The organism is Aeribacillus pallidus (assembly GCF_050478865.1).
In the GTDB taxonomy this organism is placed as follows: domain Bacteria; phylum Bacillota; class Bacilli; order Bacillales; family JACDOC01; genus JACDOC01.
Map to the genome: position 1 here is coordinate 1 of NZ_JBCNBW010000036.1, position 16,573 is coordinate 16,573.

At 39.7% G+C, this 16,573-nt stretch carries 17 protein-coding genes; 12 read left to right on the plus strand and 5 right to left on the minus strand.

The features are described from left to right. Positions 1–123: 123 nt before the first annotated feature. A complete protein-coding gene (locus ABES52_RS09005) occupies positions 124–315 on the plus strand; it encodes a sporulation protein Cse60 (protein WP_429650823.1) in 192 nt (63 codons plus the stop codon). A 226-nt stretch (positions 316–541) separates the two neighbouring features. On the opposite strand, the gene ABES52_RS09010 is transcribed toward ABES52_RS09005, so the two are convergent. Continuing rightward, positions 542–1,804 (minus strand): BaiN/RdsA family NAD(P)/FAD-dependent oxidoreductase, encoded by a 1,263-nt coding sequence (locus tag ABES52_RS09010; RefSeq protein ID WP_429650824.1) that lies wholly within the window; start codon positions 1,802–1,804, stop codon positions 542–544. 178 nt (positions 1,805–1,982) lie between these two features. Here ABES52_RS09010 and ABES52_RS09015 point away from each other — a divergent pair, with 178 nt between their 5' ends. Both ABES52_RS09015 and ABES52_RS09020 read left to right on the plus strand, forming a co-directional pair. Further along, on the plus strand, positions 1,983–3,605 hold the full coding sequence (locus ABES52_RS09015) for a putative polysaccharide biosynthesis protein (protein WP_429650825.1): 1,623 nt from the start codon (positions 1,983–1,985) through the stop codon (positions 3,603–3,605). An 11-nt stretch (positions 3,606–3,616) separates the two neighbouring features. Beyond that, positions 3,617–4,339, plus strand: coding sequence for a pseudouridine synthase (locus tag ABES52_RS09020; protein WP_429650826.1), 723 nt, complete (start codon positions 3,617–3,619; stop codon positions 4,337–4,339). Positions 4,340–4,463: 124 nt separating this feature from the next. Here the strand turns inward: ABES52_RS09020 and ABES52_RS09025 are convergent, their stop codons facing one another. After that, on the minus strand, positions 4,464–4,685 hold the full coding sequence (locus ABES52_RS09025; RefSeq protein WP_429650827.1) for a DeoR family transcriptional regulator: 222 nt from the start codon (positions 4,683–4,685) through the stop codon (positions 4,464–4,466). 363 nt (positions 4,686–5,048) lie between these two features. Between ABES52_RS09025 and pepV the strand changes: the two genes are divergently transcribed. After that, positions 5,049–6,470, plus strand: a complete 1,422-nt coding sequence (gene pepV, locus ABES52_RS09030) for a dipeptidase PepV (RefSeq protein WP_429650828.1) — start codon at positions 5,049–5,051, stop codon at positions 6,468–6,470. Positions 6,471–6,501: 31 nt separating this feature from the next. Then, positions 6,502–7,350 (plus strand): D-amino-acid transaminase, encoded by an 849-nt coding sequence (gene dat, locus ABES52_RS09035; RefSeq protein ID WP_429650829.1) that lies wholly within the window; start codon positions 6,502–6,504, stop codon positions 7,348–7,350. A 54-nt stretch (positions 7,351–7,404) separates the two neighbouring features. Here the strand turns inward: dat and cysK are convergent, their stop codons facing one another. Continuing rightward, complete coding sequence (gene cysK / locus ABES52_RS09040) at positions 7,405–8,340, minus strand: cysteine synthase A (RefSeq protein ID WP_429650830.1); 936 nt, start codon at positions 8,338–8,340, stop codon at positions 7,405–7,407. A 128-nt stretch (positions 8,341–8,468) separates the two neighbouring features. Here cysK and thpR point away from each other — a divergent pair, with 128 nt between their 5' ends. The 5 genes from thpR (at position 8,469) to ABES52_RS09065 (ending at position 14,094) form a co-directional block, all read left to right on the plus strand. Beyond that, positions 8,469–9,038: an RNA 2',3'-cyclic phosphodiesterase gene (gene thpR / locus ABES52_RS09045; RefSeq protein ID WP_429650831.1), complete on the plus strand. Its 570-nt coding sequence runs from the start codon at positions 8,469–8,471 to the stop codon at positions 9,036–9,038. 58 nt (positions 9,039–9,096) lie between these two features. Next, the gene (locus tag ABES52_RS09050) at positions 9,097–10,083 is read left to right on the plus strand and encodes an NERD domain-containing protein (RefSeq protein ID WP_429650832.1); all 987 of its coding nucleotides are present in this window, start codon (positions 9,097–9,099) and stop codon (positions 10,081–10,083) included. Then, positions 10,080–11,009, plus strand: coding sequence for a diacylglycerol/lipid kinase family protein (locus ABES52_RS09055; RefSeq protein WP_429650833.1), 930 nt, complete (start codon positions 10,080–10,082; stop codon positions 11,007–11,009). Before ABES52_RS09050 ends, ABES52_RS09055 begins: the two co-directional genes overlap by 4 nt. Positions 11,010–11,027: 18 nt before the next feature. Further along, positions 11,028–13,169, plus strand: coding sequence for a type I pullulanase (gene pulA / locus ABES52_RS09060; protein WP_429650834.1), 2,142 nt, complete (start codon positions 11,028–11,030; stop codon positions 13,167–13,169). A gap of 151 nt (positions 13,170–13,320) precedes the next feature. Next, positions 13,321–14,094 carry a phosphotransferase gene (locus ABES52_RS09065; protein ID WP_429650835.1) on the plus strand — a complete coding sequence of 258 codons (774 nt, stop codon included), beginning with the start codon at positions 13,321–13,323 and terminating at the stop codon, positions 14,092–14,094. On the opposite strand, the gene ABES52_RS09070 is transcribed toward ABES52_RS09065, so the two are convergent. Continuing rightward, positions 14,089–14,367 carry a YtzH-like family protein gene (locus tag ABES52_RS09070; RefSeq protein WP_429650836.1) on the minus strand — a complete coding sequence of 93 codons (279 nt, stop codon included), beginning with the start codon at positions 14,365–14,367 and terminating at the stop codon, positions 14,089–14,091. The genes ABES52_RS09065 and ABES52_RS09070 overlap by 6 nt on opposite strands. Before the next feature lie 148 nt (positions 14,368–14,515). Here ABES52_RS09070 and trmB point away from each other — a divergent pair, with 148 nt between their 5' ends. Both trmB and ABES52_RS09080 read left to right on the plus strand, forming a co-directional pair. Then, positions 14,516–15,160, plus strand: a complete 645-nt coding sequence (gene trmB / locus ABES52_RS09075) for a tRNA (guanosine(46)-N7)-methyltransferase TrmB (RefSeq protein WP_429650837.1) — start codon at positions 14,516–14,518, stop codon at positions 15,158–15,160. A gap of 100 nt (positions 15,161–15,260) precedes the next feature. Further along, positions 15,261–16,103, plus strand: coding sequence for a YtnP family quorum-quenching lactonase (locus tag ABES52_RS09080; RefSeq protein ID WP_429650838.1), 843 nt, complete (start codon positions 15,261–15,263; stop codon positions 16,101–16,103). 30 nt (positions 16,104–16,133) lie between these two features. Here ABES52_RS09080 and ABES52_RS09085 read toward each other — a convergent pair whose 3' ends face one another. Further along, the gene (locus ABES52_RS09085; RefSeq protein ID WP_429650839.1) at positions 16,134–16,445 is read right to left on the minus strand and encodes a PepSY domain-containing protein; all 312 of its coding nucleotides are present in this window, start codon (positions 16,443–16,445) and stop codon (positions 16,134–16,136) included. Positions 16,446–16,573 lie beyond the last annotated feature (128 nt).

Here is a 16,573-nt window from a genome sequence, read left to right on the forward strand (position 1 = left end):
CTTGACAGGGTTATGTGCATACCCGGTTCTTTTTTTATTATAAAATAATCGAAATATTTTGAAATAAAGGTATGTTATAACAGAAAAATGGAGAAGGTGATTTTAGAGGAGGTAGAGTGAGGAATGATTCAAGTCAAACTCTTTGACTATGAGCACGAAAAAGATTTGGAGCAGGAGATGAATGAGTTTTTGCAAGAATTAGATGAAAGACAAATTATTGATATTAAATACAATGTAGCAGCCCTTGTTGACCCTGATGAAGAACAGATCTATTGTTTTACAGGGATGATTATTTATCGGGAGAAAAAATCATGAGGAAGAACAGTAGTTTGATAGTATGTGTTCTTCCTACATTTTTTATCTTGAGAAAGTGGACCAACGACCCAAGGGAAGAGGACACTTATCAGGGGAAAGAGGACCACCCTTAAGAGAAACTGGACACATTTCGTGAAAAAGCAGAGTATCTGGACACATTCCCAATGAATGTGAACAGAACTCCGTAACATTTAGCATTTATCACTACTTTTTGCCCACAACGTAATCAATTGCTATTCAACGCCGCATTCATTCCGGCTAAGCGACCGGTAACAAGGGCAGCGGTAATATTGTATCCTCCCGTGTAGCCATGAATGTCTAAAATTTCCCCGCAAAAATAAAGTCCTTTCATCAGTTTAGATGCCATCGTTTTTGGTTCGATTTCTTTAACGGATACACCACCACCCGTGACGAACGCTTTTTCAATCGGTAACGTACCGTTGACTTGGAAGTCGAACTGTTTACATAAAGAAACAAACTGCCGCAGCTTATCTTTCGGAATGGTTGCACCTTGGGCATCAGGGTCGATGTCACTTTTTTTAATTAAAAATAGTAAGTAACGTTCAGGTAACATTCCTTTTAACATGTTTTTCACACTTTTTCGTCCGTCTTCTTTCATGCGGCGAATAACGTCTTGGAAAAGCTGTTCTTCGTTACGATCTGGTAAGGCATCAATGCGCATGGTTACGTGCGATAAATTCCACTTTTTCATCGCCTGGACGACAAATTGGCTGCATCGTAACACCGCCGGTCCGGAAATGCCAAAATGGGTAAAAATCATATCCATCCGATGGGTCACTAGAGGTTTTCCTTTCGGATTTAATACACTAAGTGCAATGTCTCTTAACGATAATCCTTGTAGCACTTTTTGTTGAATAAACTCCTCATCCGATGTGACAGGGACTTCGGTTGGAAACAGTTCCGTTACCGTATGGCCCGCTTTTTCTGCCCAGGCATAGCCATCGCCTGTTGAGCCAGTGTGTGGTACCGATTTTCCACCGACCGCGACAATTACCGATGAACAGGATAAAATTTTACCGCTTTGTAATTGAACTCCTACTGTTTGTCCATTGTCGTATAACACATCAGCGACCGGACAATTTGTTCGAATGTCCACCCCTAACTCTTGTAGTCTGCGCAGGAGGGCGTCAACAACAGACTGTGCTTTATCGGTGACAGGAAACATTCGACCGTGATCTTCTTCCTTCAATTGAATCCCTAAGTTTTCGAAAAAACGAATAATGTCTTCATTATTAAAAATAGAAAAGGCGCTGTACAAAAATCGCCCATTTCCTGGTATATGCTTAACAATTTCTTCCACAGGGAGGCGGTTCGTCACATTGCATCTTCCCCCACCGGAAATGGCTAACTTTCGACCTAATTTATTTCCTTTATCAACAAGCAGCACTTTCGCTCCATGTTCTCCTGCAGCGATGGCGGCCATTAAACCAGATGGGCCACCGCCAATGACAATTACATCGTACTTCATATTGTTCACCATCTTTTGTAAAAATGTGTGTTCGAATTGATTACAAAAACCAACCTTAATTGTATAAGTCTTAGCCTAAAAGATGCAATCATTCATAAAAAAATTGTCTTTCTTATGTTGAAGATGTAAACTACTGATAGTGTTTTTTCTAAAAGACTCGCGTAGGATGTGGAGTAACATGTCATCAAAATTAGTACGGGGAACGTTTCTACTTACGTTAGGAAGTTTTATCTCCAAATTTCTCGGAATAATATATTTAATTCCGTTTTATCAAATCATCGGTGGGGCGGGACCTGCAGCATTATATATGTTCGGGTATACACCTTATACGATCTTTATAAGTATAGCAACCGCGGGAGTTCCGCTAGCTATTTCCAAATTTATTTCTAAATATAACGCTCTTGAGGAGTATGAAGTGAGCCGACAGTTATTTAAAACTGGCATATTACTGATGAGTATAACGGGGCTTGTATCATTTTTATTGATGTATTCATTGGCACCGGTTTTCGCCTCGATAGTCTTACCGGAAAATAATAAAGTCTACACAGTAGCTGATGTTACCACTGTCATTCGGGCCGTTAGTTTTGCCCTTCTACTTGTACCAATCATGAGTGCGATCCGTGGTTTTTTTCAAGGACATCAATCGATGGGACCAACTGCTGTATCACAAGTAGTGGAGCAAATTGTGCGGATCGCATTCTTACTAGTCGGTACATACGTTGTTCTTCGCATCATGGACGGTGAGATGGTGACTGCAATTAGTGTGGCAACTTTTGCGGCCTTTGTGGGAGCGGCGGCAAGCTTAGCTGTTTTAGTTGTGTACTGGGTGAAACGAAAGCCTTATTTGGATGAATTACTCACGAAAAGCAAAGGACAACTAAACCCGTCGATTCCGAATTTGTTAAAAGAAATGATGATGTCTGCGATTCCTTTTATAGTCGTTGGGATTGCGATGTCTTTATATCAACTCGTAGACCAATCTACTTTTCTGCATGCGATGAGACTAAGTGATGTGAATGATGAAACGGCAAAAAACGCGCTTGGTGTGATGAACTTTACAACACATAAACTCGTTGTCCTTCCTGTCACGTTTGCGACTGCTTTCTCGCTTACACTAGTTCCTCTTATTACAGAATCATACGTTAATCAAGAGCGAGAAAAGTTAGTTCACAACTTGAATCAAGCTTTTCAGATGTTGCTATTTATTACGGTTCCTGCCGTAGTAAGTTTAGTCGTTCTAGCTGAGCCGATTTATGCGGTCTTTTATGAACAAAGTGAATTCGGTTCCCACATTTTAGCTGTGTATGCGCCAGTTGGCTTACTTTTTGGTGGGTTTTCCGTCACAGCGGCGATTTTACAAGGAATTAACCGACAACGATTTACACTGTTAAGCTTTCTTGTAGGTTTTATTACAAAAATTGTGTTAAACGTTCCGCTTATTTATTTGTTCCAAACTGAAGGAGCGATTTTGGCTACAGCCATTGGTTACGGAATAAGTGTTTCGTTGAATTTGTGGGCTATTAAACACTTTGCCCATTATTCGTTTACGTTAGTTATGCGCCGAGCCATCTTTATTTCGGCAATGAATGTCATCATGGGAATCGCAGCATTCGTCAGTTTAAAGCTCATCAGTCCGCTCTTCCATTTTTCGAGTAAATTTCAGTCGTTGATTGTTGTTTGTATCGCTGGAACCATCGCAGTTCTCGTCTACGTATATATCGGGTTAAGGTCCAAACTTATGGATCGATTGTTCGGGCAGAAAGTTACGAAATTACGAAATAAATTAAAAGCTTTTGGTTAATGGAGGAACATATGAGAATTGATAAAATATTAGCCAATATGGGTTATGGAAGCCGAAAAGAAGTAAAAAAAATGTTAAAGGATGGGGCAGTCAAAGTAAATGGCACTGCTATCACGGATGCCAAAACGCATGTTAATCCAGAAGAAGATACAATTGAAATATTTGGGGAAGAAATTCGTTATCGTAAATTTATTTACTTAATGATGAATAAACCGGCAGGCGTCATTTCGGCCACAGAAGACTTCTCCGAACAAACGGTAGTGGACTTGTTAGAAGTGGAAGATGCAGTTTTTGATCCATTTCCGGTTGGTAGATTAGATAAAGATACGGAAGGCTTATTACTGTTGACGAATGATGGGCAACTGGCTCATCAACTTTTGTCTCCGAAAAAACATGTCCCCAAAACGTATTTTGCCATTATTGAAGGGGAAGTCACTGACGAAGATGTTGTGGCATTCAAACAAGGGGTCATGCTTGATGATGGGTATGTTACGAAACCAGCCGAACTAAAAATTCTATCCTCAGGTCTCCGTTCCACGATTGAACTAACGATTACGGAAGGAAAATTCCATCAGGTTAAACGAATGTTCCAAGCGGTTGGGAAACGGGTAAAGTATTTGAAAAGGATTCAAATGGGACCGCTTCCTTTGGACGAATCGTTACAAGTAGGAGAGTATCGGGAGTTAACGGATGAAGAGGTCCAAATGCTGAAGGAATATAAACGTGAGGGATAATAGCCCTTTATCTTAAAGAAAATGTCATTTATAGCTATTGAAAAAACAAAGAAGGCTGACGAATCATCAAGTGATCATTCGTCAGCCTATTTTATATGTGAAGCATCTAGCTAGTTTATTGATCTTAAGAAGACATTTTAACTTTTCTGTTTGTTGTTGTCCATTTGCCACGACTTGGGCTTTTCACCAAGTTGTTGTATGCTAACACATTCAAATCTCTTTGAATGGTGCGAGGAGTGATACCAAATTCATCTACAAGTTCCTGAGTTGTCACCGTACCATTTTCTTTAATAAACATGTAGACGGCTTTGATACGAGTAAGCATACGGTTTGTTGAAGGTTTCAAAAAACCACTCCCTCATCTTTATTCCATAGGCAAGGACGACGGACGACACCTCTCGTTGAATAATCTTCAACAAACTATATGTAATTTTTGTTAGGCAGACAACTCCTTTACATAACAATATTGTCATTAGATGTCTGACAATTCTTATTTTACCGTTCTCCATGAAAAAATTCTAGTAAAAAGCGAAAATTTACAAAAATTTTATTCAGTGTACAGATTTTAACTATTTTAGGAAAACTTTCTTTACGTTCAGTATATGTATTTTTTAGGTAATTATGTTTGACTTGAACGTTGACATTTATTTTATTCGAGAGGATGATAAGGGTACAATAATGACATATGAAAAAGAGGGAGGGTGTACATATGACTATTCATTGGATGGAAGAAGTGGAGAAACGAAAAGACGATTTAATACACGATTTACAACGACTGTTACAAATCCGTAGCGTTCGAAATGAAGAAACCGCTTCTCTGGATGCTCCTCTAGGAAAAGAGGTAAAAGAAGCACTACAATTTATGTTAGACTTAGGGGAAAAAGATGGTTTCCAAACGAAAAATGTTGATCATTTAGCGGGACATATAGAGTTTGGGGAAGGGGGAGACTTACTAGGAATTTTATGCCATGTAGACGTTGTCCCTGAAGGAGATGGCTGGAGCGTTGATCCGTTCAAAGGGGAAATAAAGGACGGAAAAATTTTTGCTCGCGGTGCCATTGATGACAAAGGACCAACGATAGCTGCGTATTATGCTATGAAAATTGTGAAAGAGTTAGGACTCCCGTTGGAAAAACGGGTGCGGATGATCATCGGTACGGATGAAGAAAGTGACTGGCGATGTGTAAAGCATTATTTCCAAAAAGAAGAAATGCCGACGATCGGTTTTGCGCCTGATGCCGATTTTCCGATCATTCATGCGGAAAAAGGGATTTGTGACTTCGATTTTATTCAAGCGAAAGAATGGACAGACGATGAAGGGGCATCCGTTCAACTCCTGTCCTTCCGCTCCGGAAGAAGATATAATATGGTGCCTGATTTTGCTGAAGCGAAGTTAGTCGTACAAGAAGGTTCTACCGAACTTATCCAACAGTTTCAATTGTATATGAAAGATCACAAACTAGTAGGAAAAGCCTTTATCGATAATGGGGAATTAACATTGCAATTAGAAGGGGTCTCTGCTCATGGTATGGAACCGAATAACGGAAGAAATGCGGGCATATATTTAGCTAACTTTTTATCTTCGTTTTCACTTGATCGTTATGGTGCTCATTACGTGCAATGGATTACCGACTACTTTTACGAAGATTCCCGTGGGAAGAAGCTTGGGATTTCTTACGCTGATGACATAACTGGCGATGTAACGTTAAATGTAGGAAAAATGGAATACAAAAAAGGAGAACGAGGGCGGATTGGGGTAAATATGCGCTATCCAGTTACGTTTTCTTACGAGGAAGGAATGAAAACCATTCACCAAAAAGCGCAGGAAGAAGACTTTATTGTAGAAGTTATCGATCATTCTCCACCGCATCATGTGGCCAAAGACCATGAGCTCATTCAAACATTACGACACGTGTACGAACAACATACCGGTGATCGGTCCGAGCCATTAGCCATTGGTGGTGCGACGTATGCTCGTTCACTGAAGTCTGGGGTGGCGTTTGGAGCGTTGTTCCCGGGAAGAGAAGATGTTGCCCACCAAAAAGACGAGTACATGTTTATTGAAGACTTATTAAAAGCGACCGGAATTTATGCACACGCTATTTATGAACTTGCTGGGAAAAAATCATAATTGTTTTTACACTTTAAAAGGGGAGAGGAACATGGAGAAAGTGATTGTGAATGGACAATGGGTCGACCGACAAGCGGCAGTCGTCGATGTAGAAGACCGTGGATATCAATTTGGTGATGGCATTTATGAAGTGATTCGAGTGTATAACGGTAAATTATTTCAAGCCGCTCCCCATTTGCAGCGACTTGTAGAAAGTGCGAAAAAAATTGGTATTGAACTTCCGTTTCAACTAGATGACCTATTACAAAAAATGAACCAGTTAGTAAAAGAGAACAATTTAGAACTTGGAATTGTGTATTTGCAAGTAACAAGAGGAGTTTCTCTTCGTCAGCACGCTTTTCCGAAAGAAAAAGTGAAACCTAGCCTTGTCATGTATACACGGAGTTATCCTCGGCCGGAAAAAGAAATGGAGCAAGGGGTCAAAGCTCATTTAGTGGACGATATTCGTTGGCTGCGTTGCGATATTAAAAGCTTAAACCTACTTGGCAGCGTCTTAGCGAAACAGCAAGCAAGTGAACGTGGGTGTATGGAAGCGATTATGCATAGGGATAACGTGGTTACGGAAGGTTCGTCGTCCAATGTTTTTATTGTTAAAGAAGGAACAATTATCACCCATCCAGCTACCAACTTCATTTTAAATGGCATTACTCGACAAACAGTGCTGCAAATTTGTGAAGCGAAACAATGGGCGGTGGAAGAACGAGCGTTTACAACGGAAGAGTTGCTCACCGCTGACGAGGTGTTCATCACAAGTACGACCTCTGAAGTTATGCCGGTGATTGCCATTGATGAACATCCTATTGGGGAAGGAACACCTGGTCCGATTACCCAGATGTTACAAGCGATTATCGATGAAGAAATACAGCGAGAATGCAAGTAATTTAAGCCCTGTTTGGTACAACCAAACGGGGCTTTTTTATCGCTCATAAAAATTTTACGATTCGAACTGGAATAAATCGCTAGATAAATACCTTTCACCCGTATCGCACGCAATACAAACAACAACATCATCCGGAGTTAACGTTTTCGCTACTTGAATAGCAGCGAAACAAGCGGCGCCTGAAGATGGTCCGACTAAAATTCCTTCTTGGGACGCCATTTGCCGTGCAGTCTCATACGCTTCTTCATCTTGAATGCGATGAATGTGATCATACACGTTTTGGTTTAAAATCGGTGGGATAAACCCTGGGCTTGTCCCAACTAGTTTGTGTTTTCCTGGCTTTCCTCCTGATAACACCGGTGAACCTGCCGGCTCTACAACATGAATTTGTAGGTCCGGATAATGTTCTTTTAACACTTCTCCCGTCCCGGTAATCGTCCCCCCCGTACCAGCAGTGGCCACAAATGCTGTTAAATCTTTTCCAACTATATTCATGGCTTCAATAATTTCTAGAGCCGTTGATTTTCGATGGGCGTTTGGGTTCGCTTCGTTTTCAAATTGCATTGGCATAAAACTATTTGGGATGCTTGCTGCTAATTCTTGAGCTTTCAGAATCGCTCCCGGCATTTTTTCGTCACCTGGCGTTAAGACCACTTCTGCTCCGTACGCTTTCAATAAATTAATTCTCTCCTGGGTCATGGTGTCAGGCATGACTAAAATCGCTTTATACCCACGTGCCGCGGCATTCATTGCTAGACCAATACCGGTATTTCCACTCGTTGGTTCAATGATTGTTGCTCCTGGTTTTAGTTTGCCAGCCTTTTCGGCTTCCACAATCATGTTAAAGGCAGCACGGTCCTTTACACTTTTACTTGGATTATAAAATTCTAATTTTACATATATCGTCGCACCATTTTTTGGTGCGATGCGGTTCAATTTCACGAGTGGTGTATCGCCGATTAATTCTGCGATATTATTTACAACCTTCATCCAACAGCCTCCTTATTCTCACAATATATTCATAATGATACCTGTTGGACGACATCCAATCAAATATACGTACTTCCGATAATATTTGGTAAAATAGAAAGTAAGATTTGGTAAAGTAGGAGGAGCGTATGAATCACTCATTTCATTATTTTTTCGCTTTGTCACTACCATCGAATATAAAAGAACAAATCCGTGAATGGATGGATTCATATAAAACAGAGTTATCCTTCTATAAATGGGTACATCAGGAAGACTATCATTTAACATTAGCCTTTTTAGGTGCGGCTACGGACGATCAGCTATATAAAGTGACTTCCAAAATGGAAGAAGCACTTGCCATGATTCCGTCATTTCCGCTCACCATTTCTCATCTTGGCACGTTTGGAAATCAACCATCGCCACGTATTTTTTGGATTGGAGTAAACGAAGACGAACGGTTACATCAAATACGTGAAAAAGTGTATCAAGTGTGTGAACAGGTCGGTTTTCCATTGGACAAACGACCGTTCCGCCCACATATCACAGTGGCACGAAAGTGGATAGGCGATCACCCGTTTTCAATCAAACTTGTTCAACAAACTCCTTCCAAAACAATGGATTGGACGTTTCAGGCTGACACGGTCACGTTGTATCGAACCCATATGAACCGGACGCCTAAATACGAAGCCGTTTGGCAGAAGAAACTATCATTTTCATGACAAGAAATTTTTACGTTCATACAGGATTGTTGCTCGTAGAAAGGAAAGGGATGAATGGATGGCACAATTAATTAAACTACAAGACTATGTTTCCCGTTACGAGATTGATATTTTCAAGTATCCCATTCAATTCGTTCGTTTGAAAAAACAGCATTGGACAAAAGTGTTCGACCTGTGGAAAAATGGGTATCTTCATGAGCCAGTCGAATTGTGTGAATGGGAAGAACAAGAAAACGATGAAAAAAAAACGTGGAAGAATCGATTGTTTCATTTGTTCAAACGGGAAAAAGAAGAGGAAGAACGTGATCATGCAGTTGATATAAGGAGAGAAGAGGAGTTTGCCTTTGATTCTAGCCGTGCGGAAGCCATTACTTCTGAACAAGAGTTAAAACAACATTTTCTCGATCAGCTATTTCATTTTCAACTCAAATGGGCGAGTTCGACCTTCTCAGAAAAATCGTACGTTGATTTAAGCTATTACAGTGATGAAACGTTACGATTTTTATTACAGCGTTTTCCGGATACGGTGTTACTGATGTATCATCCAGTATTTAAATTAAAAAAAGCACCGGTCGATTTGGAAGTTTTACTAATTACTCCGACGCATTTATGGTGTATCACGTTTTTAGAAGAAGAGAACGAAGCTACATTTGTTGGCTCAAAAGATCGATTTTGGGTGAAAAAATGGACGGATACGGAGAAAAAAGTATTGAATCCACTCATTTCACTTAATCGGATGGAGCATATTGTTACCTCTATCTTTAAAAAAGCTAGTGTAGAATTACCGATTCAAAAAGCTGTTATTTGTCGAAATGGTTATATTGATTACCCAACGGCACCTTATGATGTAAAACTGATTGATAAACGAGTATTTGACGAATGGTTTCAGCACATGCGAACCGTTCGTTCCCCGTTAAAACACATGCAATTAAAAGGGGCAAAAAGCTTACTCGACTATTGTCATACCACTTCTTTCAAAAGAAATTCAGCTGTATTAGATATGGATATTGAAGAACATTGGGATGAAGAGGAACTAGAACAATGAAGAAGCTCATATTTATCGTGAATCCGAAAGCAAAAAACGGGAAAGCCCTTGGTACGTGGCGGAAGGTAAAAGCTCGATTAGATGCTCGAAACGTTCCGTACGAAGCGTATTTTACCAAGTATCCAAACCATAGCCCACGTTTAGTAAAAGAGATTTTAGCCCATCATAAATTGCAGCAAACAGTCATTGTCGCCATCGGAGGAGACGGGACGGTCCATGAAGCCATCAATGGCTTAGTCGGTTCGGAAAATGTCGCATTTACTACTATTCCTGCAGGGTCAGGAAACGATTTCGCCAGAGGGTTTCATCTCTTATTTGATGTAAAACAAGCAACTGATCAGATTTTGCAACTGCTACATACCGACGGTCAACCTGTTGATATTGGGGAATATAAATGTTCTCAGTACCAAAAAGGGTATTTTGTGAATAATATAGGAGCAGGACTCGACGCGCTTATTGCCAAAAAGGCCAATGAGTCTCGCTTAAAAAAATGGTTAAATAAGTTAAATGTTGGAAATCTTATATATGTATTTTATTTTTTAAAAGAAATTATGACATATCGCCCGGTTCATGTACGAATTACTGTTGATGAAACCGAATACGAATTTTCAAATACTTGGCTCGTAGCGGTATGTAATCAACCATACTATGGGGGAGGAATGAAAATATCCCCTCAATCCAACTATAACGATGGATTGTTAGATTTAGTCGTCATCAGTAATATTCCCCGTTATCAACTGATTACCCTTTTTGCGAGCGTTTTCTGGGGCGGACATACGGGGTTAGACGGTGTGACCGTACTGAGGGGAAAAGAGTTTCATATTGAGAGTGAACGACCACTATTCATCCAGGCTGATGGAGAAACGGTAGGGAATACCCCTTTTCATGTTCGCTGTCGATCGAAGGCGTGGACGTTATTACGATAAAAAAAGTAGGTGTGAGGAATGAGTGGTGTGAACCGTTTTTTTCAAGCATATTTAGACGACATCTCGACCATTACGATTTTATTGCCATTTGATTATTTTGGCGGTCATTCTTCCACCTTTACCTTAAAGCAAGATCACCAAACAGTTCCGCTATCAATTGAACAAATTCATCATTTACACGATGCTATCAAATATGTTTGTAAATGTCCGATCACTCCATCATTTTGGAAAACGGTATATGTCATGGATGAAAGAGGCATTAAAACCAATTTACAAATCGGTGCTGTCATTCGAACAGCCATATTTGATGAAATGTTTTATTACGATGGAGATGATTTAGGGGCAAATTATCATCCGGAAGAAACCACTTTTAAAGTATGGGCGCCGACGGCTACGGAGGCGACCCTTATTATAAAAAAAGACGTATTCAGTGAAGAAGAACTGGTACCAATGACGCGTAAGGAGCGGGGGGTTTGGCAAGCGATCGTTTCAGGAGATGTAGAAACATATCTATATCAATACGAGGTGTGCGTAAATCAAGTTCGAAATCGCGTGGTAGACCCATACGCCAAATCGGTTTCGTTAAATAGCGAATGGGGCTATGTCGTGGATATGAAAAAAACGAAAAGGCCTGTAGTTTCACTTCCACCTTTATCCTCCCCATTAGACTCCATCATTTATGAGATGCACGTCCGTGATTTCACGAAACATCCGAATAGCGGTATTTTAAAAAAAGGAAAATATTTAGGAGTAATTGAAAAAGATCGACAAGGAAAAGGCGGTTCGAAAACTGGTCTCGATTATTTAAAAGAATTAGGAGTCACACATGTGGAGTTGTTACCAGTAAATGATTTTGCTGGAGTGAGTGATGATCAACCTGACAAGCAGTATAATTGGGGATATAATCCGCTCTTTTTTAATTGTCCGGAAGGAAGTTATGCTACAAATCCATCCCATCCGTACAATCGAATTGTGGAATTAAAGGAAATGATTCATACGTTACAACAAGAAGGTATCCGCATCATTCTCGATGTCGTGTATAACCACGTTTATTTGCGTGAAGAGTCTTCTTTTGAGAAGCTTGTACCAGGGTATTATTTTCGCCATGATGCGTACGGTCATCCAGCTAACGGCACTGGTGTAGGCAATGATTTTGCTTCCGAACGGTTAATGGCACGTAAATTTATTTTAGACTCGGTTTCTTTTTGGTTAAATGAATATCATGTGAATGGCTTTCGGTTTGATTTAATGGGCATTTTAGATGTAGAAACGATGCAGGAAATAAGAAAACTAGCCGATCAATATGATTCGTCCATCCTTTTAATAGGGGAAGGATGGGATTTACCAACCCCGCTTCCATCGGAACAAAAAGCGTCAATGAACAACCATGAAAAGTTACCAGGCATCGGATTTTTTAATGATCGTTTTCGAGATGTGGTAAAAGGAAGCTCTTTTGATTTAAATCATCGCGGTGTAGCGCTTGGAAATACCTCTAGTTTAGATGATGCGATTGAAGTGTTTACAGGAAGTGTAGGATATAAGCAAAACGGTCTTTTTTCATCCCCAACACAAACGGTCAATTATGTTGAGTGTCATGATAACCATACATTATGGGACAAATTGATTCATATTTTTTCGGAAAATGATAAATGGCTAGAACAACGCCACCGACTAGCAACATCGTTTGTACTTCTTGCTCAAGGTATCCCGTTTTTGCATAGCGGACAAGAATTTTTTCGGACAAAATACGGAGACGGAAATAGCTATAAAAGTCCAGATGAGGTGAACTGGATAGATTGGGACCGTATGGAACAAAAGAAAGAGAATGTAGAATATGTAAAAGGGCTCATTCGTTTACGAAAAAGTCACGGAGCTTTTCGGTTATCAACTAAAGAATTGATTCAATATCATTTAGATGTAGAGGCGATTGATGGTACGTTGACCGCTTATTTTAAACAAGTAGGTGCGTACGGAAAGTGGGAATATTTGTATTTGATTATTCATCCCCTTGAATGGGAGCGGGAGTTCGTCTTGCCAAATCAACGCAAATGGTATTTAATTAGTGACGGAACAACGTTTTTTTCCACACCGGTTCCATGGACAAAAGAGGTATATCAAGTACCTCCTGTACGATGTGTCATTTTCGGTGGAAATAAATAAGATTGTCGAAAATTGAACCTACTTGACGAGGAGAGTCTATTAGAGATAAAATTTATTGAGATAGCTATTGTCGTGTTTGTCGAAAAGTATCAATAGCTGTCTTTTTTATTTCAGCTAGATTTTATAGCGAAACAATTGAAGGTGAAGGAAGTTGGAACATTTATTTGGTCAAGGGTGGGAAATCAGGCCAGCAGGAGGAGCAACTGGAGAAGCTTTTTTTGCCCAATATCAAGAGCAAAAATTGTTTTTAAAACGAAATTCCTCACCATTTTTAGCTGTACTCTCCGCTGAAGGAATTGTCCCTAAATTAATTTGGACAAAGCGACTTGAAAATGGAGATGTGATTACAGCTCAAGAATGGTTAAATGGCCGGGAATTAGAACCCAATGAAATGAAGCATGAACGAGTGGCAAGGCTACTTAAAAAAATACACAGCTCAAGTCCCTTGTTGACGATGTTGAAACGGCTAGGGAAGACACCTTTTGAACCAGAAATGATGCTAGCTGAAGTGGAAACGAGATTAGATCGAGAAACGTATCAAATCTCGATTGTTCAGCAAGCCATTCAATTTTTACAAAAGGAGTTACCTTGCATTAAGCCGGATGAATACGTCGTTTGTCACGGAGATGTGAATCATAACAATTGGTTATTGTCTGAACGTGATGAGCTTTATTTAATTGATTGGGATGGAGCGATGATTGCTGACCCAGCCATCGATATCGGCCTGTTGCTTTATTGGTATATTAATGAAGAGCAATGGGAAGAATGGCTTTCCCAGTATGGCTTGCCGTTAACGAAGGAGTTAAAGGTTCGGATGAAATGGTACGTCATCTCCCAAACGCTATTATCAATCCAATGGCATAAAGATAAAGGGCGCGTTCGGGAAATGCACTATTGGATTGATTATTTGCATTCCATTTTATAAAAGTTGATTCATTCCATCGATCCATTGCGATAACTGATTTTGGTGTGAATGAATATGCACTTTTAAATCTGAGGAATTCTTCCCATCTTGACTGTATCGATAAATTTCTTGCAAGATTGGCTTTATATTTTCATGGATATTTGTATTTACCATTAGAGATTTAATTAATCGTTCCAACTGTTCGCATTCGGCTATCGATCCACAACAATCCATTTGTTGGTTCGTTAATATATCGAGTAACAACTCTATTTGGTTGTTATGTGTTAATGGCATTTGGCCACAACCTTTCATGAAAGATTCGGAATTCACATTTAGCTTGTGAATTCCGTTTTTAATTATTCATGTAAAATCGAATTTCGGCTTGCGCCATAAAAAAAGGCGTGGTATGGTTTGAACGATAAAACGAAAATGAGGTGTCACTATGCGTTTACGGAACAAGCCTTGGGCAAAAGATAAAATCAAACAGTATCCGCAATACATTATTCCTACTCCAGAACAATATAAAGGAAAATGGAACGAACTATTTGGGAATACCAATCCATTGCACATTGAAATTGGGACTGGTAAAGGTCGCTTTATTACCGAAATGGCGAAAGCAAATCCCCATATTAACTATATTGGAATTGAACTGTACGAAAGCGTGATTGTTTCCGCATTGGATCGCTTAATTGAAGCAGAATTACCAAACGTAAAGCTGTTAAATGTAAATGCAAAAGACTTAAAAGAGTATTTTGCAAAAGGCGATGTCGAGCGGATTTACTTAAACTTTTCGGACCCGTGGCCGAAAAAACGACATGCTAAACGTCGGTTAACTTATAAATCTTTCTTAGAAATTTACGAAGATATTCTCGTTGATGAAGGCGAAATTCATTTTAAGACCGACAATCAAGGGTTGTTTGAGTATTCATTGATCAGCTTTTCTGAATATGGGCTCTTATTAAAATTTATTAGTTTAGACTTACACAACAGCGACTTTGAAGGTAATATTATGACCGAATACGAAGAAAAGTTTTCGTCGAGAGGACAACGGATTTATCGCTGTGAAGTGAAATATGTAAAACGGTAACCGATGGGTCAGCGCCCGTCGGTTTTTTACATTAAAAAATCGGCCCTTCTATCTGAATTTGCTGAATGTTACAATTATAATAGAAAAGGAGGATAGGATAATGGACAAACTCACACACGGTTCATTAACTTTTACATGGTTAAACGGTGGGGTCACTCATTTAGATGGCGGTGCTATGTTTGGGGTTGTTCCAAAACCGCTATGGTCGAAAAAATATCCTTGTAACGAGAACAATCAAATTGAGTTACGGACCGATCCGATTTTTTTTGAATGGAATGGCAAAAAAGTGATGATTGAGTCAAGTATCGGTGTAGGGAAATTAACTGATAAACAAAAACGGAATTATGGAGTTACCGAAGAATCGTCTGTTGATCAAAGTTTGGAACAACTAGGCTTTACACGAGAAGACATTGATATTATTTTAATGACGCATTTGCATTTTGATCATGCATGTGGATTAACGATGTGGGAAGGAGACAAACTTGTTTCGGCTTTTCCAAATGCAAAAATTTATACATCCCGAGTGGAATGGGATGAAATGAGAGATCCGAACATTCGGTCCAGAAATACGTATTGGAAAGAAAACTGGGAGCCCATTGCCGACCAAGTGATTACTTTTGAAGAGGAAATGGAAATTGATGTAGGTTTAAGAATGGTGCATACGGGCGGTCATAGTGACGGGCATGCTATCATTCTCTTGGAGCATGAAGGTGAAACCTTTGTTCATTTAGGAGATTTGTTACCAACCCATGCGCATCGAAATCCGTTATGGGTGTTGGCATTCGATGATTATCCGATGGATTCGATTCACCAAAAGCAAAAATGGATTCCTTATACGATTGAAAAAGATGCATGGATTTTGTTTTATCATGACGCATTTTATCGTGCCATTAAATGGGATGAAGAGGGAAATATCACACAATCCATTCCACGCACAAAATAACCCCCTAGTCTTTCGGGGGTTTTTTGTTTGTTAAATTTTATAAACATCCATAATAGCGCCGGTATAAGCATCCGCTATAAACTCGTATTGCTCCACACCATCAGACACCGTACGGGAGATCCCTCCGCGGTACACTTTCGTTTGTAAAGCCGATTTCGTATACGGTTCCGGTGTTGTCATAATCCAAGAGCCATGAACAGGTCCTTGCGCCTTAAACATTTTTTTAACTTTATTTAGGACGAGTTCAGAAGAAACATACGTTTTTTCATTGATGGCTCGTTTAACGAAATACGTAGCGGCTAATCCTAGAGTGAGACCGTAAATAAATGATTTCCACTTCAATGAATCGTTCCTCCCATCCCTAAATTTTGATGAGGATGTATATCCGCACCGAGTTCTCCCATTTATTTTACCATACATATCCTCTCTTATCCTTTACTACAATAAGGATTCATATTTTTCTGATGTTT